The 18,163-nt window shown below is 68.6% G+C and carries 17 protein-coding genes; 7 read left to right on the top strand and 10 right to left on the bottom strand.

All coding sequences use genetic code 11. The features are described from left to right. Nucleotides 1–69 precede the first annotated feature (69 nt). Complete coding sequence (locus tag HEP75_RS03700; protein ID WP_185825493.1) at nt 70–2,157, bottom strand: S9 family peptidase; 2,088 nt, start codon at nt 2,155–2,157, stop codon at nt 70–72. A gap of 208 nt (nt 2,158–2,365) precedes the next feature. Here HEP75_RS03700 and HEP75_RS03695 point away from each other — a divergent pair, with 208 nt between their 5' ends. Then, nucleotides 2,366–3,589 carry a pyridoxal phosphate-dependent aminotransferase gene (locus tag HEP75_RS03695; protein ID WP_185825492.1) on the top strand — a complete coding sequence of 408 codons (1,224 nt, stop codon included), beginning with the start codon at nt 2,366–2,368 and terminating at the stop codon, nt 3,587–3,589. Between the two features lie 489 nt (nt 3,590–4,078). Here HEP75_RS03695 and HEP75_RS03690 read toward each other — a convergent pair whose 3' ends face one another. Then, entirely contained in the window at nt 4,079–6,184 is a 2,106-nt protein-coding gene (locus tag HEP75_RS03690; protein WP_185825491.1) for a prolyl oligopeptidase family serine peptidase, read from the bottom strand. A gap of 66 nt (nt 6,185–6,250) precedes the next feature. Next, on the bottom strand, nt 6,251–6,553 hold the full coding sequence (locus HEP75_RS03685) for a hypothetical protein (RefSeq protein ID WP_185825490.1): 303 nt from the start codon (nt 6,551–6,553) through the stop codon (nt 6,251–6,253). A gap of 174 nt (nt 6,554–6,727) precedes the next feature. Here HEP75_RS03685 and HEP75_RS03680 point away from each other — a divergent pair, with 174 nt between their 5' ends. Continuing rightward, nucleotides 6,728–7,267: a lipocalin family protein gene (locus HEP75_RS03680; RefSeq protein WP_255424070.1), complete on the top strand. Its 540-nt coding sequence runs from the start codon at nt 6,728–6,730 to the stop codon at nt 7,265–7,267. Nucleotides 7,268–7,399: 132 nt separating this feature from the next. Further along, complete coding sequence (locus tag HEP75_RS03675) at nt 7,400–7,792, top strand: helix-turn-helix domain-containing protein (protein ID WP_185826484.1); 393 nt, start codon at nt 7,400–7,402, stop codon at nt 7,790–7,792. Between the two features lie 101 nt (nt 7,793–7,893). On the opposite strand, the gene HEP75_RS03670 is transcribed toward HEP75_RS03675, so the two are convergent. Beyond that, entirely contained in the window at nt 7,894–8,865 is a 972-nt protein-coding gene (locus tag HEP75_RS03670) for a YafY family protein (protein WP_179567441.1), read from the bottom strand. 194 nt (nt 8,866–9,059) lie between these two features. Between HEP75_RS03670 and HEP75_RS03665 the strand changes: the two genes are divergently transcribed. Beyond that, nucleotides 9,060–9,848 (top strand): DUF481 domain-containing protein, encoded by a 789-nt coding sequence (locus HEP75_RS03665; protein ID WP_185815212.1) that lies wholly within the window; start codon nt 9,060–9,062, stop codon nt 9,846–9,848. Between the two features lie 183 nt (nt 9,849–10,031). On the opposite strand, the gene hemC is transcribed toward HEP75_RS03665, so the two are convergent. The 4 genes from hemC to mdoH all read right to left on the bottom strand — a co-directional run bounded on the left by hemC (nt 10,032) and on the right by mdoH (nt 14,608). Beyond that, entirely contained in the window at nt 10,032–10,955 is a 924-nt protein-coding gene (hemC, locus tag HEP75_RS03660; RefSeq protein ID WP_185825488.1) for a hydroxymethylbilane synthase, read from the bottom strand. 156 nt (nt 10,956–11,111) lie between these two features. Next, nucleotides 11,112–11,855, bottom strand: coding sequence for a LytTR family DNA-binding domain-containing protein (locus HEP75_RS03655; protein WP_185826483.1), 744 nt, complete (start codon nt 11,853–11,855; stop codon nt 11,112–11,114). Between the two features lie 112 nt (nt 11,856–11,967). Then, nucleotides 11,968–12,633, bottom strand: coding sequence for an alpha/beta hydrolase (locus HEP75_RS03650; protein WP_185816487.1), 666 nt, complete (start codon nt 12,631–12,633; stop codon nt 11,968–11,970). A 43-nt stretch (nt 12,634–12,676) separates the two neighbouring features. Then, on the bottom strand, nt 12,677–14,608 hold the full coding sequence (gene mdoH / locus HEP75_RS03645) for a glucans biosynthesis glucosyltransferase MdoH (protein WP_185825487.1): 1,932 nt from the start codon (nt 14,606–14,608) through the stop codon (nt 12,677–12,679). A 471-nt stretch (nt 14,609–15,079) separates the two neighbouring features. On the opposite strand from mdoH, the gene HEP75_RS22250 reads away from it, so the two are divergent. Beyond that, nucleotides 15,080–15,361, top strand: a complete 282-nt coding sequence (locus HEP75_RS22250; protein ID WP_185815209.1) for a hypothetical protein — start codon at nt 15,080–15,082, stop codon at nt 15,359–15,361. Next, nucleotides 15,358–15,897 (top strand): isochorismatase family cysteine hydrolase, encoded by a 540-nt coding sequence (locus HEP75_RS22245; RefSeq protein ID WP_255423988.1) that lies wholly within the window; start codon nt 15,358–15,360, stop codon nt 15,895–15,897. The genes HEP75_RS22250 and HEP75_RS22245 overlap by 4 nt, the downstream gene beginning before the upstream one ends. A gap of 9 nt (nt 15,898–15,906) precedes the next feature. Here HEP75_RS22245 and HEP75_RS03635 read toward each other — a convergent pair whose 3' ends face one another. Next, the gene (locus HEP75_RS03635) at nt 15,907–17,202 is read right to left on the bottom strand and encodes an ATP-binding protein (RefSeq protein ID WP_185825485.1); all 1,296 of its coding nucleotides are present in this window, start codon (nt 17,200–17,202) and stop codon (nt 15,907–15,909) included. Between the two features lie 112 nt (nt 17,203–17,314). Between HEP75_RS03635 and HEP75_RS03630 the strand changes: the two genes are divergently transcribed. Continuing rightward, nucleotides 17,315–17,689 carry a response regulator gene (locus tag HEP75_RS03630; protein WP_185815206.1) on the top strand — a complete coding sequence of 125 codons (375 nt, stop codon included), beginning with the start codon at nt 17,315–17,317 and terminating at the stop codon, nt 17,687–17,689. A 51-nt stretch (nt 17,690–17,740) separates the two neighbouring features. Here the strand turns inward: HEP75_RS03630 and HEP75_RS22240 are convergent, their stop codons facing one another. Further along, nucleotides 17,741–18,088, bottom strand: coding sequence for a hypothetical protein (locus HEP75_RS22240; protein ID WP_255423987.1), 348 nt, complete (start codon nt 18,086–18,088; stop codon nt 17,741–17,743). Nucleotides 18,089–18,163 lie beyond the last annotated feature (75 nt).

Below are 18,163 nucleotides of genomic sequence, written 5' to 3'. Positions count from 1 at the left end.
CCTACAGTGCACCCGGCCTGCTTCCTGTAGGAGCGGCTTCAGCCGCGACAGAACACCACGCCAATCCGCTTACTTCGCCGCCTGCTCCACGCCCAGTTGGTCGAGCATGAACGCGTACGACTCGGCCTGCTCGCGGTAGCGGCGAAAACGCCCGGACTTGCCGCCGTGGCCGGCTTCCATGTTGACCCGGAACACGATCGGGCGGGTGCCGGTGTTGTCCTCGCGCAGCTTGGCCACCCACTTGGCCGGCTCCCAGTACTGCACCTGCGAATCCCACAGGCCGGTGCCGACGAACAGCGCCGGATACGCCTGGCGCGTGACGTTGTCGTACGGCGAATAGCCGAGCATGTAGTCGTAGTACTGCTTCTGCTCCGGATTGCCCCACTCGTCGTATTCGTTGGTGGTCAGCGGAATGCTCGGGTCGAGCATGGTGGTGACCACGTCGACGAACGGCACCTGCGCCACCAGTACCCGGTAATCCTGCGGCGCCATGTTCGCCACCGCGCCCATCAGCAGGCCGCCGGCACTGCCGCCGGCCGCAGCGACCCGGTCCGGCGCCGCATAGCCCAGCTTGACCAGGCCGCGGGTGACGTCGATGAAGTCGGTGAAGGTGTTCTTCTTGTGGAGCAGCTTGCCCTGGTCGTACCAGTCGCGGCCCATTTCCTGGCCGCCGCGGATATGCGCGATGGCGTAGACCACGCCGCGGTCGAGCAGGCTGACAACCGGCAGGTTGAAGTTGGGATCGGTGGACATGCCGTAGCTGCCGTAGGCGTACTGGTACAGCGCGGCCGTGCCGTCCTTCTTGAAGCCCTTCTTGTACACCAGCGACACCGGCACCTTGACCCCGTCGCGCGCAGTCACCCACACGCGCTCGGTCTGGTACTTGTCCGCGTCGTAGCCGATCACCGGCTGCTGCTTGAGCAGCTTGCGCTCGCCGGTGCGGGTGTTGAGTTCGTAGGTGGTTGCCGGCGTGGTCAGCGAGGTGTAGCTGTAGCGCAGCCACGGCGTGTCCGGCTCGGGATTGACCGACAGGCCCATCGAATACGCCGGCTCGTCGGCCTTGACGTAGTCCTCCTTGCCGTCGGCGAAGTGCAGGCGGATCCGCTCCAGGCCATCGGAACGCTCGGCGATGGCGGTGTAGCCGTCGAACAGTTCGAAGCCGTCGATGAACACCTTCTCGTCGTACGGCAGCCAGGCCTGCCACTGCGAACGCTTGGTGGCGCCGTCGGGCGCGGTCATCAGCGCGTAGTTCTTGGCCTTCCAGTTGGTGCGGATCACCCAGCGCCCGTCGAAATGGTCGGCGCTGTACTCGACGTCGCGCTCGCGCGGCGCCAGCACGGCGAAGTGCTGCGGATCGGCGGCCGGCGCGTAGCGCTGCTCGGAGGACACCGTGCTCTCCACGCCGATGAGGATGTACTTGTCGTCGCGGGTGCGGCCCAGGCCCATGTAGAAGCTGTCGTCCTTCTCCTCGTAGACCAGCGCGTCCTGCGCCGCCGGCGTGCCCAGCACATGCTTCTTGACGCGCACGGTGAGCAGGGTTTCCGGGTCGTTCTCGACGTAGAACAGGGTCTTGTTGTCGTCGGCCCAGACCACGTCCGGCGACACGCCCGGCACGCGGTCGGCGTAGAGTTCGCCGGTGTCGAGGTTCTTGAAGCGCACCACGTACTGGCGGCGGCCGACGTCATCCTCGGTCCAGGCCAGGATGCGGTTGTCCTGGCTGACCACCGCATCGCCCAGGCTGAAATAGCCCTTGTCGGCGGCCATCGCGTTGACGTCGAGCAGAATTTCCTCCACCGCCTGCATGCTGCCCTTGCGCCGCGCATGCACCGGGTAGTCCTTGCCCCTCTCGAAGCGGGTGTAGTACCAGTAGCCGCGCTCGCGGTACGGCACGCTGCTGTCGTCCTGCTTGATGCGGCCGACGATCTCCTTGTACAGCGTGTCTTCCAGCGGCTTGAGCGGCTTCAGCACCTGGTCGGCGTAGGCGTTCTCGGCGTTGAGATACGCCAGCATCTGCGGGTTTTCGCGCTTGTCGTCGCGCAACCAGTAATAGTCGTCCTGGCGGGTGGCGCCGAACGGCGCTTTGACCGTGTGCGGCTGCTTGGCCGGATGCGGCGGGGTGGCGTCGGTGGCGAGGGCGGAAGCGAAGGGCGCGGTCATGAGCAGCAGAAAGCTCGCTAGCAGGGAACGGTGATGCATCTAATGGGGCTCCGGCGACGGTAACGCAACTGAGGACGCGCCGCCCGGGCCGGGAGACGGCAGGCATGCGGCATGGCCCCGCACGATGCCGGCCGAGTCTCCGCGCAACGCCGCATCCTGGCAAGCGCGCACAACGATTTCGTGCGCCGCGCTCCTCTATCATCGGGCCATGAACCCGTTTCCGACCGACCCCCGTCCCACGCCGCAGGCGCTGCCCGCCTACAGCCAGCGCAGCCGCGACATCGAACCGTTCCACGTGATGGCGCTGCTGGCCCGCGCCAACGAACTGGAACACGCCGGCCACGACGTGATCCACCTGGAGATCGGCGAACCGGATTTCACCACCGCCGCGCCGATCGTCGCCGCCGGCCAGGCCGCGCTCGCGGCCGGCCACACCCGCTACACCGCCGCACGCGGGCTGCCGGCGCTGCGCGAGGCGCTGGCCGGGTTCTACCGGCAACGCCACGACGTGGACCTGGACCCGGCGCGGATCATGATCACCCCCGGCGGTTCCGGCGCGTTGCTGCTGGCCAGCGCGCTGCTGGTCGACCCGGGCAAGCGCTGGCTGATGGCCGACCCCGGCTATCCGTGCAACCGGCATTTCCTGCGCCTGGTCGAAGGCGCGGCGCAACTGGTGCCGGTCGGCCCGGACAGCCGCTACCAATTGACCCCCGCCTTGCTGGACGCGCACTGGAACGCCGACAGCGTCGGCGCACTGGTCGCCTCGCCGGCCAACCCGACCGGCACCCTGCTGGACCGCGCCGAACTGGCGGCGCTGGCGCAGGCGCTGCAGACGCGCGGCGGCCACCTGGTGGTCGACGAGATCTACCACGGCCTCAGCTACGGCATCGACGCGCCCAGCGTGCTCGAGGTCGACGACGGCGCCTATGTGCTCAACAGCTTCTCCAAGTACTTCGGCATGACCGGCTGGCGCCTGGGCTGGCTGGTGGCGCCGCGCGCGGCGGTACCGTCGCTGGAGAAGCTGGCGCAGAACCTGTACATCAGCGCCTCAAGCATCGCCCAGCATGCGGCGCTGGCCTGTTTCCTGCCGGAAACCCTGCAGATCCTGGAAGCGCGACGCGCCGAATTCGGCCAGCGCCGCGACTACCTGCTGCCAGCGCTGCGCGCGCTAGGCTTCCGCATCGAAGTGGAACCGCAGGGCGCGTTCTACCTCTACGCCGACGTCAGCGCCTTCACCGACGACGCGCAGGCGTTCTGCGCACATTTCCTGGAGACCGAGCACGTGGCATTCACCCCCGGCGTGGACTTCGGCCATCACCGCGCGCGCCAGCACGTCCGCATCGCCTACACGCAGAGCCTGCCGCGACTGCAGGAAGCGGTGGCACGCATCGCCCGCGGGCTTGCGCGTTGGGATCGCCACGCCGAGCCGTAAGCGCCCTCAGGTGCTGCCGATCGCAATGACCTTGCAGACCGAAACCAGGCGAAAGATCACCAGCTGCCACATCGCGTAGCCAACGCCGTCATGGCTTTGGCTTTGGCTTTGGTTTTTGCTGTGGCTGTGGCTGTGGCCTTGGCTGTAGCTCTGGCTTTTGATTGTCTTCGCCTTAAAGCGAGCCGAGCACCGCAGGCGCAAGCGGCCGAAGAGGCGCCCTTGTTTGAGCGAAGCGAGTTTGGGCGCCGTGCCGCTTGTGCCGAGGAGCGCAGGGAACCGATGTGGCTTTATCGCATCGGCTCGTGTCGGCGACAGCGGTTTTGGTTACTTTTGCCAAGACAAAAGTGACTCGCGCCGAGGGCGCGAAAGCCTTTGCTGTTGCTCAAGCCTTTGCCGTTGCTCAGGCCCTGGAGTTACCCCCACCTTGCCAGAACTGCAAACGCTCGCAGCGGGGCGGCCGCATCGCTGCGGCCGTCCGCTACCGAACCTTCAATCCTTCAGCCGCTCCCACAGGAACCCATACGCCAGCGCCTGCATATGCGCAGCCTGCGCATTGTTGGCCGCGCCACCGTGGCCGCCCTCGGTGTTCTCGTAATAGCTCACGTCCTTGCCGGCGTCGATCATCTTCGCCGCCATCTTGCGCGCATGGCCCGGATGCACCCGGTCGTCGCGGGTGGAAGTCAGGAAGATCACCGGCGGATAGGTCTTCTTCGGATCGAACAGGTGGTACGGCGAGAAGGTCTGGATGTACTTCCAGTCATCGGTGTCCGGATTGCCGTACTCGGCCATCCACGAAGCGCCAGCCAGTAGATGGCTGTAGCGCTTCATGTCCAGCAGCGGCACCTGCACCACCACCGCACCGAACAACTGCGGGTACTGCACCAGCATGTTGCCGGCCATCAGCCCGCCGTTGCTGCCGCCCTGCACGCCCAGATGCTTGGCCGAGGTGATCTTGCGCGCGGCCAGGTCCTGCGCCACCGCCGCCATGTCCTCGTAGGCCTTGTGCCGGTTCTGCTTCAGCGCCGCCTGGTGCCAGCGCGGGCCATACTCGCCACCGCCGCGGATGTTGGCCAGCGCGTACACGCCACCCTGGTCGAGCCAGGCACGGCCGAGGCCGCCTGAGTAGAACGGAGTCATCGAGACCTCGAAGCCGCCGTAGGCGTACAACAGGGTCGGATGGCTGCCGTCCAGCTTCAGTTGCTTGGGCCGGACCAGGAAGTACGGGACCTTGGTGCCGTCCTTGGACACCGCGAAGTGCTGCTCGATCGCGTCCTTGGACGCATCGAAGAAGCTCGGCATCGCCTTCAGCGTCTCGATGCTCTGCGGGCCGCGCTGCACGTCGGCCAGCATCAGCGTGGTCGGGGTCAGGAAATCGGTGGAGGTCAGCCACACCTGATCGTTCTCGTCGGCATCGACCGCATCGACGCTGATGCTGCCGAAGGCCAGGTCGCCGACCGGGAACGGCGCGCGCGCCCACTCGCCGTCGCCCGGAGTCAGCACCCATAGCCGGCTCTTGACGTCGTCCAGCACGTTCAGCACCAGCGTCGACTTGGTCCACGCGAATCCCTCCAGCGAGGTGCTGTCGGTCGGCGTGAACAACACCCGGAACGCACGCTTGCCGGCCATGAAGTCGTCGAACTTGGCGGCCAGCAGCGCACCGGCGGGATAGGTGGTGCCGTCCACGGTCCACGGATCGCGCAACTGCAGGGTCAGCCATTCGCGGTGCACGCGCTTGCTGGCCGAGTTGGGCACGTCGATCTTGCGCAGGCGACCGTCGGCGCCGCGCAGGTACATCTCGTCGTTATAGAAGGCCAGCGTGCGGCTGACGAAATCGCGCTCGTAGCCGGGCGTGTCGTCGTGCATCGCGGCGATGTACATGTCTTCCGGCTTGCCTTCGTAGACCAGGCTCGCGCTCTGCAGCGGGGTGCCGCGCTTCCACTGCTTGACCACCCGCGGATAGCCGGAGCTGGTCAGCGAACCGGCGCCGAAATCGGTGTAGAGGTAGACGGTATCGGCATCGATCCAACCCAGGCCGCCCTTGGCCTCGGGACGGAAGAAGCCGTCCTTTACCCACTGCTTGGAACCCAGGTCGAACTCGCGGGTGACGTCGGCATCGGCGCCGCCGCGCGACAGCGCGATCAGGCAGCGGCGGTAGTCCGGGCGCAGGCAGTCGGCGCCATGCCACACCCAGTTCTCGCCCTCGGCCTTGTTCAGCGCATCCAGGTCCAGCACCGTCTCCCACTTCGGCTCGGGCTTGCGGTATTCGTCCAGGGTGGTGCGCCGCCACAGGCCGCGCTCGTGCTCGCGGTCCTTCCACAGGTTGTAGTAGTACGGGCCGATCTTCTGCACCGCCGGGATCTTCGCGTCGGAATCCAGCACTTCGCGGATGCCGGCCTCGCGCGCCTGGAAACCCGGTTGCGCGGTCAGCCGCGCCTCGGTCTTGGCGTTCTGCGCCTTGACCCAGTCCAGCGGCTTGGCGCCGGTGACGTCTTCTAGCCAGGCATAGGAATCTTGGGGCATCGCGGTTTCCTTCGCCGCGGCGGTGCCGGAGACGATCAGTCCGGCGAGCAGGCAGGCATGGGCAAGAGAGGGCATGGGTCACGTCCAGGAGAACAGCCCGGAACCGTAGCATGCAGGGCCGCAGCCCTCCCCTGCCGAAGGTCAGGCTGCGCGGCTGACCCGCCAGGCCGGCACACGCCGGCGCCGCGCCTGCACCCGTGGCCGCACCCGCGCCAGGACCCGCCGCAACGGCCGCAGCGGCAGCGGGAAGCGGTGCAGCGCCCACCACGCGCTCAGCGGCATGCCCAGCAGCCACAGCGGCCGCCAGCCCAGCCATTCGCTGCAGCCGCGCGCCGCCGGCCACACCAGCACCAGGGCCAGGCCGGCGAGCAGCGCCTGCCGCACCAGGCGACGCAGGGCGGGGTGCGGGGCGTGAGCGGGGCGGGACGAACGGGCGATCGGCATGGCGGCGACTCCGGAGCAGGGCTGAGACGTGCAGCCTGCCGCGCGGCCATCTCAACGGCTGCGACCCACTATTGACATCACTTTCGCCCGATACTGGGTAGCGTGTCTCTTCAAGCCCCGGATCCTTGCCCTATGCGCCTGCTTTCCCTGTTCGCCTCCGTGCTGCTGCTCGGCATGGCCGTTCCCCTGCCGGCGGCGCGGGCGAAATCCCCGGAGCAAGAACCCTCGCAGCCGCCGATCGACCTGCAGCGCTTCATGGGCCGCTGGTACGTGATCGCGCACGTGCCCTATTTCGCCGAGCGCGGCCATGTCGCCAGCAGCGACGAGTACACGCTCAAAGAAGACGGCAAGATCGGCGTGCGCTACCAGTACCGCGAAGGCTTCGACGAGCCGGTCAAGGAAGTCACCTCGCGCGCCACGGTCAAGGAAGGCAGCGGCGACCGCCGCTGGACCACCTGGTTCTTCGCGGTTGTCCCGACCAAATACCGCATTCTCGAAGTGGCGCCGGACTATTCCTGGGCGCTGATCGACTATCCCGGCCGCGACCTGGCCTGGGTGTTCTCGCGCACGCCGGACATGGACTACAAGCAGTATCGCGAACTGGTCGGCAAGCTGGACCACGATTACGGGATCAAGGTGGACAAGCTCAAGCGCGTGGCGCAGCGCCGCGACCAGGTCGGCAAGCTCGGCTTCGAAGTGCCGAGCAAGCCCTGAGCCGTACCGCCGATTCCCGAATAGGTTGCACCGCCATCGCCTGCCGCTCAGCGGGGCGCCAGCCGGCCCCCGTATGATCGGGCCGGTCCGTCCCCCAGACAGGTGCACCGATTGGCCAGCGTTCCTTCCGACATCCCCTGCACTGCGCCGCGTGTCCCCGCCACGGATCCCAACCGCGGCCAGGTGTTCGCGCAACACTGTCCCTCGCGCGCCGTCCTCAGCCATGTGACCAGCCGCTGGGGCGTGCTGGTGCTGGTGGCGCTGCGCAAGGGCACGCATCGTTTCGGCGACCTGCGCCGCAAGCTCGAAGGGGTCAGCGAGAAGATGCTGTCGCAGACCCTGCAGGCGCTGGAAGCCGATGGCCTGGTGCAACGCACCGCCTATCCGGTGGTCCCGCCGCATGTGGAATATGCGCTGACCCCGCTGGGCGAAGACGCGGCGACGCATGTGCAGGCGCTGGTGGACTGGATCGAGAGCAACATCGGCGCCATCCTGAGCGGCGGCAACCCGCCGGACACACTGTAGGAGCGGCTTCAGCCGCGACAGGCGGTATCAGCTATCGATAATGCCTGTCGCGGCTGAAGCCGCTCCTACAAAAAAACGACGGCAGCGGCGGCGCGAACGCCTCAGTCGTCGCTGTAGTTGCTCAGCGCCAGCGACAGCAGCGACTTGGCCTGTTCGCGCAGCGAGCGCGGCTCGACGATTTCCGCGTCCGAGCCGTAGTGCAGCACGTCCATCAGCAACTCGCGCGAGACGCTGTACGGCACCTTCAGTTCGTAGCGGCCGTCGGCCAGGAAGCGCCCCTGCTGCTTGGAATGCCAGTGCTCGTCGGCGACCCAGCGCGCCGCCTTGGGACTGAACACGATCGTCGCCCAGCCCTTGGGCGCGCCGGAGAAGATCCCGTAGCTGGCCGCCAGCTGCGAGTCCAGCTCCTCGTCGGCCACGTCCTGCGCCACCTGGTCGAGCAGCCGCGCATGGTTGATACGGTCCACCGCGAAGCTGCGCACCGCGTCGCGGCCGTGGTCCCAGGCGTCCAGGTACCAGTTGTCGCGGTAGTGGGTGATGCGCTGCGGCGACACCGTGCGCTTGGTCGATTCGTCGGTGGAACGCGCGCGATAGTCGAACGACAGCCGCTTGCGCTCCAGCACCGCCGAGGCGACGGTGCGGAAACTGGCCTCGTCGAGTTTGCGCCCGCGGTGCGGGATCACCCGCACCCGCTCCACCGGCCAGTGGGTGGCCCCGGCCTGCGCCGCCAGCAGGCTCTCGATGCGCTGCTGCAGCGGCGCCAGCACCGAGGAAAGCACCCCGCCGCCGGTCCGCGCCAGCAACTGCTGCGAGGCCAGCAGCGCGTGCAGTTCCTCGGAACTGAGCCACAGCCCGGGCAGTTCGAAGCGGTCGCTCTCGCCGGACTCGTAGCGGAACCCGGCCTCGCCGTCGCCCTCGACCGGGGCCATCAGCGCATCGCGCAGGAACGCCAGGTCGCGGTAGACGGTGGCGCGGGAGCAGCTCAATTCGTCCTGCAGCCGCGCCACCGTCACCGGATAGCGGGCGGACTTGAGCAGCCGGTGCAGAGCATTGATGCGTTCGTAGCGGTCCATGGCCCCGATTATGTCCGAAGTCCGTGGCGGAAAAACGCGCCGCGGCCGCTCGCGCGCCCGAACTGCGGCGGCGCGGCCGAACCGGCGATGAAGCCGGGGCCGGGCCGCGGCCGGGGCGTCATGTAGATCCGGTATGATGAAATCGTTTCCATTTCGTTAGCCGAAGGCTGCGTCCTCAACCGGAGAGTAAAGCCATGCCCCGCTGCGCCACCGTAGTATCCGCCATCACCTTGTTGCTGCTGTGCACCTCCACGGCCCTGGCCGCCGATGTGCCCGCCCCGCCGGCGGAACCGGGCAGTTCACCGTGGAGCGGCTCCGGCGAGCTGGGACTCTCCTCCTCGCGCGGCAACAGTTCCAACGAAAGCTTCAACGGCAGGCTCAAGGGCCAGTACCTGGACGGCGACTGGATCCACAGCATCGACCTGTTCGCCTTGCGCGCCAGCGCCGAGTACACCAATACCAACGACGACGGCAGCACCGAACGCGTGCGCCAGACTACCTCCAACCGCTACACCGGCAGCGCCGGCAGCGCGCTGCAGTTGGGCGAGCACCGCCAGCTGACCGCCTCGCTGCGCTACGAGCGCGACGATTTCGCCACCTACGACCGCCTGGCCACGATCGGCATCGGCTACGGCACGCGGATCATGGACGGCGACCACCGCAGCCTGGACGTGCAGATCGGCCCCGGCGTGCGCCGCGCCCACGACGTGGAAGAGGACCGCACCGAAACCGGGCTGATCGGCCGCGGCCTGGTCGACTTCAAGTACGGCCTGACCGAGAACACCGAGCTGGCCAATACCCTGCTGGTCGAGTCGGGTTCCTACAACACCTTCGCGCAGAACGACCTGGGCATCTCGGTCAGCATGAACTCGCGGCTGGCGCTGAAGGCCGGCTGGCAGGCGCGTCACAACAGCGATGTCAGCGACGACAAGAAGAAGACCGATACGCTGGCTACGATGAATGTGGTCTACAAGTTCAAGTGAGTGAGGCCGGGATTCGGGATTGGGGAGTCGGGATTCGTAACGGCAGGCGCCGCTTGGGCCTCGGCGTTCAGCTGACGGCGGTTCTGTAGGAGCGGCTTCAGCCGCGACAGGCACCATCGGCAAAACCTGTCGCGGCTGAAGCCGGTCCTACAGGTTGGCTGCCGGATGTGTGCCGGCCTGCGCTCAAGCCGGCAGTGCGGCGTCCAGCAGTTCGCGGGCGCCGGCGCCGAGCAGCGCTTCGGCCACCGCCTCGCCCAGCGCCTGCGGGTCCTGCGCGCTGCGCTGCAGGTCGGCGCGCACCAGGCGCCCGTCGGCGACGCCGCCGACCATGCCCTGCAGCAGCAGGTCTTCGCCCTGCCACTGCGCGAACGCGGCCACCGGCACGTGGCAACTGCCGTGCAGCGCCCGGTTCATCGCCCGCTCGGCCTCCACGCAGCTGCGGGTGGCGGCGTCGTCGAGCGCGGCGAACAGGCCCAGCGCGGCCGCGTCGTCGCCGCGGCATTCCACCGCGATGGCGCCCTGCGCCGGCGCCGGCAACCAGTCCGGCGCCTGCAGGCGCTGGGTGATGCGCGCCTCCAGGCCCAGCCGCTGCAAGCCGGCGCAGGCCAGCACGATGCCGTCGTAGCCGCCGTTGTCGAGCTTGGCCAGGCGCGTGTTGACGTTGCCGCGCAGGTCCAGCAACTGCAGGTCCGGGCGCCGCGCGCGCAGTTGCGCCTGCCGGCGCAGCGACGAGGTGCCCACCCGCGCGCCCAGCGGCAGCGCCTCCAGCGACGCATAGAGATTGGAGATCAGCGCGTCGGCCGGATCGGCGCGGGCCAGGATCGCCGGCAGCACGAACGGCGGGTCCAGCTCCATCGGCACGTCCTTCAGCGAATGCACCGCGCAGTCGGCTTCGCCGCGCAGCATCGCCAGCTCCAGCTCCTTCAGGAACAGGCCCTTGCCGCCGATCGCCGCCAGCGAACGGTCCAGCACCTCGTCGCCGCGGGTGCTCATCGGCACCAGCACCACGTCCAGCTGCGGGTGCGCCTGGCGCAGGCGGTCGGCGACATGTTCGCTCTGCCACAGGGCGAGCGGACTCTTGCGGGTAGCGATGCGCAGGATCTTCATGCACCCATTATCGCGGAAAGCGCCGCCACCGGCCGCTGCCGCGAAGGCCCACGGGCGCGGCCGATCGCCGCGCTTGCACAGGTGCACGCGCGTTCATCCCACATCCCAAAGCCGACCGGCCACTCATCCCGAATCCCCAATCCCCAATCCCGGCCTTCAGAGATGCCGGATCTCCTGCCGCAGCTGCGCCACGCAGCGCCGGCTCACCTCCAGCGGCTGCTTGCCATGGCGCAGCACCGCATGCACCTGGCCCTCGCCGAGACGCCGCAGCTCGACCAGTTCGTGGCGCGCGACCAGGCAGTTGCGATGGATGCGCACGAAGCGCTCGGCGAATTCCTCTTCCAGCGACTTCAGCGACTCCTCGATCAGGTCCTCGCCGCGCGCGTGATGCACCACCACGTACTTTTCCTCGGCCTGCAGGTAATGGATGTCGTCGACCGCGATCAGCCGCAGGCTGCCGCGCAGGCGCGCGCACAGGTGGCTGCGGCGCTGCGCCGACGACACCGCCGCAGCGCTGCCGCGGCCGGCCATGAAGGTGCGCGCGCGCTCCAGCGCCGCCGCCAGCCGCTCGGCGCGCACCGGCTTCATCAGGTAGTCGATCGCCGCGGCCTCGAATGCGGACAGCGCGTGCGCGTCGTAGGCGGTGCAGAACACCACCGCCGGGCGCGGCTCGAAGCTGGCCAGGTGGCGCGCGGTCTCCAGACCGTCGACGCCGGGCATGGCGATGTCCAGCAGTACCAGATCCGGACGCAATTCGGCGCAGGCGTGCAGCGTTTCCAGGCCATTGCCGGCCTCGGCCACCACCTCGACGCCGGCATGCTCGGCCAGCAGCGCGCGCAAGCGCTCGCGTGCCAGGGGTTCGTCGTCGGCGATCACCACCTTCACGTACGTCACCTCAATGGGCTGGAGCGCGGTCTCGCCGCATAGTAGCCCCGCCGCTGGCGGGCCGTCATCCGCGCCGCAGCGCCCGTGGCCGCGGGGCCGGCGCACGGCCCGGCGCCGCGGTCGCGCCTCAGCCAGCGGCGAAGCGCGCGCTCATCCAGTCTTGCAGATCGGCGATCTCTTCGGCGCAGACCTGGTGCGCCATCGGATAGCGCTGCCACTGCACCGGCATGCCCAGCGCCTGCAGCGCCTGTGCGGTCTGTTCGGCATAGGGTTGCGGGATCACCGGATCGCCCTGGCCGTGGGCCATGAACAGCGGCTGCGACAGCGCCGCCGGCGCATGCCAGCGGGCCACGTCGGCCACCTCCGGCAGGTAGGTGGACAGGGCGATCAACCCGGCCAGCGGCCGTTCGCGGCGCAGCCCCGTCGCCAGCGTGATCGCCCCGCCCTGCGAGAAACCGGCCAGCAGCAGGCGCTCGGCGGGCACGCCGCGCACATGTTCGCGCGCGATCAATTCCTCGACCTGGGCGACCGATGCGGCGACGCCGGCGCTGTCGGCGCGGTTGGAGAAATCCGGGCTGACGATGTCGTACCAGGCGCGCATGCGCACGCCGTTGTTGATCGTCACCGCGCGCACCGGCGCATGCGGGAACACGAAGCGCAACGCCGGCCAGCCCGGCCGCAGCAGTTCCGGCACCAGCGGCGCGAAGTCGTGGCCGTCGGCGCCGAGTCCGTGCAACCACAGCACGGTCCATGCCGGCGAAGCGGCGGTTTCGTGTTCCACTGTTTCCAGCATGCGCGCAGTCCCCATCGAGATGGGGCGCATTATGCCTGCCGCGTCAGCTGCCAGCGCGGCGGGCGGCGGCGGCGCGGCGCAATTCGCCCGCGCGCAGCAGCACCGCTGGCGGCTTCTGCTCTTCGGGAATGGCCAGGATGCGCAGCTGGCGCAGCCACAGCCCGGCCGCGCGCGAGGAACTCACCGCGACCACTGGAATCGCCAGCGCCATGCCGATCACCACCGGCGCCATCCACGCCGCCAGCGACGGCGACACCACGTAGGCCATCCCGCCCATCAGCAGCCCGAACGCGCTGAGCCCGCCGTAGCTGCGCGCCAACGCCAGCCACGACAGGCGGCCGTCGTCGCGCTGCTGCGCGTCCCAGCCCGAGTCCTTGCCAGCCAGCACCTCGGCCACGCCGCGCGACTGCACGTACATCACCACCGGCGCCATCAGCGCCGCCAGTACGGTTTCCAGCAGCATGCTCAGCAGCGCGCGCAGCGCCCCGCCGCAGCCGCGCCGCTCCTCGGGTTTGAGCAGCATGGCGAAGTAGCCCAGCACCTTCGGTGCCAGCAGCACGAACATGGTCACCGCGAACACCCAGAACACCCTGGTCGAGTCCTGCTGGTGCCAGTAGCGCGCCGGCGAGAACGGCGACACCACCGTGGCGACCAGGTCGAAGCCGCCGCTCTGCAGCGGGATCGCGATGCCGATCAGCATCAGCAAACCCCACATCGGCGCGGTGAAGTAATGGCCGATGCCGATCATCATGTGCATGCGGCTGATCCAGTGCAGGCCGCGCGCGAACACCACCTTGGAGTGCTGCAGGTTGCCCTGGCACCAGCGGCGGTCGCGCACCAGCAGGTCGGTCAGCGTCGGCGGGCCCTCTTCGTAGCTGCCCTGCAGGTACGGCACCATGTGCGTGGCCCAGCCGCCGCGGCGCATCAGTGCCGCCTCGACGAAATCGTGGCTGAGCACGTGGCCGCCGAACGGCTTGCGCCCGGGCAATGCCGGCAGGCCGGCCTGTTCGGCGAAGGCCTGGGTGCGCATCACCGCGTTGTGGCCCCAGTAGTTGCTCTCCGAACCGTGCCACCAGGCTACGCCGTAGGCGATCACCGGGCCGTAGACGCGGCCGCCGAACTGCTGCATGCGCGCGAACAGGCTGTTGCCGTTGACCACTTCCGGCAGGGTCTGGATCAGGCCGACGTCGGGATGGTCTTCCATGCCCGCGACCAGGCGCACGATGGTCTCGCCGGTCATCAGGCTGTCGGCGTCCAGGATCAGCATCTGCGGGTAGGCGCCGCCGAAGCGGCGCACCCAGTCGGCGATGTTGCCGGCCTTGCGCTCGGCGTTGTCGGCGCGGCGCCGGTAGTAGATGCGGCCCTGGCCACCGGTGCGTTCGACCAGTTCGGCGTAGACCTGCTCTTCCTCGGCGCCGACCGCGGCGCGCGTGGTGTCGCTGAGGATGAAGAAATCGAAGTGCGCGATCTGGCCGGTGGCCTCGACCGATTCGTAGATCGCCTGCAGCCCGGCCATCAACCGGTGCGGATCTTCGTTGTAGGTAGGCATCAGCAAGGCGGTGCGGCTGCGCACCAGCGGCAGCGGCGCGTCCGGATCGATGCCGAGCTTGCGCCCGCCGCCGAACACCAGGGTCACGAATCCGGCCAGCGCACTGACGAACGAAAACGCGATCCACGCGAACAGCGGAATGAACAGCGCCATCAGGCACGCTTCGAGCACGCTGACCCCGCCGATCAGCAGCACCTTGCCGATCAGCACGCTGGCGTAGGCGGTCATCAGCGCGGTGCTGCCGAACACGTACAGCCGCCGCCAGAACATACCGGGCGGGGTGCTGGGCAGGCGCTTGTTGCGCAATTTGCCCTGGCGCAGCGATTGCACCGGCATCGGCAACGGCGCCTCGGGCGGCAGCACCGCATGGCCGGCATCGAGCACAACGGAATCGGGCAGGGTCGGTGTGGGGGCGACCATGCTCATGCGTTCCGCCAGCCTCGTCGGGCAGCGCCACGACGCGGCGATGCGTCCGCGCAAGCGCGCGACGCGGCGGATCCTGGCGCCACTAGCGGCGCCGTCTTGCTGTGATTGCCACTCGTACCCACGTTCTCTCCTGTCGGCGGGCAAAATACGGCCGCCACTGTAAACCTTAAATAGTAAGCTTTCGCGAAGATGGCCAAGCGCGCGGCGACGCTGCCGCCGGCAGGTTCGTTCAGCCATTCCGGCGCCGATCCGCGTTTCACCGCATGCACAAATACCGCTCACCGGCGTTTCACCGCGCCCGGAGAACATGGGAAGCGGTCCGCAGGAGGCAGTGCAGATGCGTCCCTCATTTCAGACAGCGGTACCGGCCATCGGCCGGGCCGCCTGGCCGCGCAGCGGTCGCGGCGCTATGCCGGTGCAGTCGCGATCGCTGCGGCGGGGCGCAGCGACACGCCCGCGCAGGAGGCCTGCATGAACCCGATGGACCTGATCGGCTGGGCAGCGACACTGCTGCTGGTGGCGACCCTGCTGCGGCAGATCCACACGCAGTGGCGTGCGCCCGACCTGCAGGCGGTGTCGGCCTGGCTGTTCGCCGGCCAGATCGGCGCTTCGTTGCTGTTCGTCGTCTACAGCCTGGCGCTGCGCAATTACGTGTTCGTGACCACCAATACGCTGGTGCTGCTGACCGCCGTGGCCGGACAGCTGCTGCAGACGCTGAAGCGGCGGCGCCTGCAGCGCGGGCGGGCGCCATGAACCGGCCGGCGCTGCTGATCGTGGACATGATCAGCCGCTTCGATTTCCCCGACGGCGCGCGCCTGGCCAGGGCGGCGCTGCCGGTGGCCGGGCGCATTGCGGCGCTGCGCGCGCGGTTCCACCGCCGCGGCTGGCCGGTGCTGTTCGCCAACGACAACTTCGCCGACTGGCAGACCGATTTCGAAGGCCTGTGGCGGCTGTGCGCCGATCCGGCGCAGCGCGGCGCGAAGATCGCCGAACTGCTGGCGCCGCAACCGCAGGACTATTACGTGCTCAAGCCCAAGCACTCGGCGTTCCTGGACTCGGCGCTGCAGATCCTGTTGGCGCAGTTGCGCGTGACCCGCATTGTGGTCACCGGCGTGGCCACCGACGCCTGCCTGCTGGCGACGGCGGTCGATGCGCGGATGCGCGAGTTCCAGGTGCAGATGCCGCCGTCGTGTTGCGCCACGTTCGGCGCGGCGCGGCAGCAGCGCGCATTGCGGCTGCTGCACGAGGCATTCGCGGTCAGCCTGAGCGAGCGCCTGCCGGCGCGCTGAGGCGGCGGCTCAGGCCGGTGCCGGCAGCGCGGCGCTGTCGCCGCCCTCGCCCGGCGGCGCTTCGGCGACGTACGGGAACGCCAGGGTGATGGTGGTGCCACGTCCCAGTTCGGAGTCCACGTCGACGAAGCCGCCGGCCTGGCGCACCAGGCCGTAGACCTGGGCCAGGCCCAGGCCGGTGCCCTTGCCCTCGGGCTTGGTGGTGAAATAGGCCTCGAACAGCCGCGACTTGGTGTCCTCGGACATGCCCTCGCCCTGATCGCTGACCGACAGGGTCACGTAGCGGCCCGGCTGGCGCATCGCCGCCGCCTGCCCAGGCGGTACCTGCAGGCTGCCGCAGCGGATCGACACCACGTCGCCGGATTGGCAGGCGTCGCGTGCGTTCAAGGCCAGGTTCAGCACCGCCTGCTCGACCGAGCTGCGGTCGGCATAGGTGGTGGCGCCGCCGGCCAGGCTGGTCAGTTGCAGCTTCATTTCGCCGCCCAAGGCCTGCGCCAGCAGCGGCTGCATGTGCGCGACCACCTCGCACAGATCCAGCCACTGCGGCTTGACCGGGTGCGCACGCGCGAAGCCGAGCAGGCGCCGGGTCATCCGCGCGCCGTGTTGCAGCGCCTCGCCGGCGATGCCGAGCAGCTTGCGCTGGTCCGGCTGCAGGCGCTGCGGATGCTCGGCGACCATGCTCACCGAGGTCATCGCGGTCTGCAGCATGTTGTTGAAGTCGTGGACGATGCCGGCCAGCATCTGCCCGATCGCCTCGCCCTTCTGCGCCTGGGTCATGGCCCGCTCGGCGACGCGCTGCGCGGCCAGGGCGATGTCCAGCTGCCCGCGCAGCTCGATGTGCTCGGCCTGCAACTGCTGTCCCAGCATCTCGCCGACGACCTGCGCCGGTGCGCCGGCGCCGGCCTGCGGCAGATCGCCCAGGGTGCGCAGGGCCTCCTCGATCTGGCGATGCTGGGTGACGTCGCGGCTGATCACCAGCACGCTTTCCACTTCGGCATCGACGTTGGTCAGCGGGCTGGCCTGCACGTGCCACCAGCGTGGCCGGCCGTCGAAGGTTTCGCGCTGCGCCCAGAATTCGTACTGCTCGTTGCGCAAGGCCGCGGCGAACGCCGCTTCCGCGAGCGGCCGCATCTCCTCCGGCCACAGATCCTGCCAGACGCGGCCGACGACATGCTTGGGCTCGGCCGCACCGAGCAGGCGCAGGCCGCGCGTGTTGATCGAACGCACGACACCGTCGCGGCCGATCTCCTTGATGCAGTCGTGCGAGAGTTCGACGATCTGTCGATAGCGGGCGTGAGTGGACAAGCGGGGTCTCGCGATGAGTGGGTCGAGCATATCGGCATCACCGCAGCGTCACCAGCGCTTCACTGCTGAATCGTGAAGCTGCCGGTATTGAAAACGCGGCGGTATCAGCATTATGCGTGGCACTTGCGCCCTCACCACCATTCTTTTGGTTGAGGATGACCAGACGATTCGCGAACTGGCTCGGATGATGCTCGACGCCGACGGCTATCGGGTCTTGTCCGCCGGCACCGCCCGCGAGGCGCTCGCCTTGCTCGAACAGGATCCCGATGTCGACCTGATCTTCAGCGACGTGCAGATGCCCGGCTGCGACGGCGTGACCATGGTGCGCGAGCTGCGCCGGCGCGCGGTCACGATCCCGGCCCTGCTCACCTCCGGCATGAAACATCCCGATACCGCCGCGCTGCCGACGCATACCGGCTTCTTGCCCAAACCCTACAGCCATGCCGGCTTGCTGGCGGCACTGCAGCGCCTACAGCCAGCGCACTGACGGAAGGCCGATGCACCGCCTGAGCCGGTGCTGCGGACAGCACGCCGCAGCTCAGCCGAACACCAATTTCCCATACTGCGCCGAACGGATCGCCGCCAGACGTTCGGCGACGAAGTGCTCCCCTGCGCGAACATCGCCGAAGTACACGCCATCGAACGCATGCCGGCTCAACACCGCGCCCTGCGCGTCCGAGATGCGGATCTGTGGCAGCAGCACGCCGTCCGGCGCCGCGGCGAGGACGGCATCCAGTACGAAGCCGTCCAGCTCGCGTCGCATCCTTGGGTCCGGTTGGTTCATGCCGGCATTGCAGCACAGGCCCGATGAAGACAGCGCAACCTGCGCATTCATGCCGGGCGGCGTGGCGGACGGCGGCACCGAAAAGGAAACTAAACGGTTCATCGGCTGTGCGGGTCTAACCCACTGTATTGCGGCGAAATCACTATGCGGTAACGCGGCGGGCGCAGCGTAGACAAG

Source organism: Xanthomonas sp. SI, from assembly GCF_014236855.1.
Classification (GTDB): Bacteria; Pseudomonadota; Gammaproteobacteria; order Xanthomonadales; family Xanthomonadaceae; genus Xanthomonas_A.
This window is presented reverse-complemented; position numbering and strand designations above follow the sequence as displayed.

What these genes read in the sequence shown, in the direction of transcription:
- HEP75_RS03695 (WP_185825492.1), top strand. Translation starts at nt 2,366, where the DNA reads ATGAACCCGTTTCCGACCGACCCCCGTCCCACGCCGCAGGCGCTGCCC.
- HEP75_RS03680 (WP_255424070.1), top strand. Translation starts at nt 6,728, where the DNA reads ATGGCCGTTCCCCTGCCGGCGGCGCGGGCGAAATCCCCGGAGCAAGAA.
- HEP75_RS03690 (WP_185825491.1), bottom strand. Translation starts at nt 6,184, where the DNA reads ATGCCCTCTCTTGCCCATGCCTGCCTGCTCGCCGGACTGATCGTCTCC.
- HEP75_RS03700 (WP_185825493.1), bottom strand. Translation starts at nt 2,157, where the DNA reads ATGACCGCGCCCTTCGCTTCCGCCCTCGCCACCGACGCCACCCCGCCG.
- HEP75_RS03630 (WP_185815206.1), top strand. Translation starts at nt 17,315, where the DNA reads ATGCGTGGCACTTGCGCCCTCACCACCATTCTTTTGGTTGAGGATGAC.
- HEP75_RS22250 (WP_185815209.1), top strand. Translation starts at nt 15,080, where the DNA reads ATGAACCCGATGGACCTGATCGGCTGGGCAGCGACACTGCTGCTGGTG.
- HEP75_RS03670 (WP_179567441.1), bottom strand. Translation starts at nt 8,865, where the DNA reads ATGGACCGCTACGAACGCATCAATGCTCTGCACCGGCTGCTCAAGTCC.
- mdoH (WP_185825487.1), bottom strand. Translation starts at nt 14,608, where the DNA reads ATGAGCATGGTCGCCCCCACACCGACCCTGCCCGATTCCGTTGTGCTC.
- hemC (WP_185825488.1), bottom strand. Translation starts at nt 10,955, where the DNA reads ATGAAGATCCTGCGCATCGCTACCCGCAAGAGTCCGCTCGCCCTGTGG.
- HEP75_RS03650 (WP_185816487.1), bottom strand. Translation starts at nt 12,633, where the DNA reads ATGCTGGAAACAGTGGAACACGAAACCGCCGCTTCGCCGGCATGGACC.
- HEP75_RS03685 (WP_185825490.1), bottom strand. Translation starts at nt 6,553, where the DNA reads ATGCCGATCGCCCGTTCGTCCCGCCCCGCTCACGCCCCGCACCCCGCC.
- HEP75_RS03665 (WP_185815212.1), top strand. Translation starts at nt 9,060, where the DNA reads ATGCCCCGCTGCGCCACCGTAGTATCCGCCATCACCTTGTTGCTGCTG.
- HEP75_RS22240 (WP_255423987.1), bottom strand. Translation starts at nt 18,088, where the DNA reads ATGAACCGTTTAGTTTCCTTTTCGGTGCCGCCGTCCGCCACGCCGCCC.
- HEP75_RS22245 (WP_255423988.1), top strand. Translation starts at nt 15,358, where the DNA reads ATGAACCGGCCGGCGCTGCTGATCGTGGACATGATCAGCCGCTTCGAT.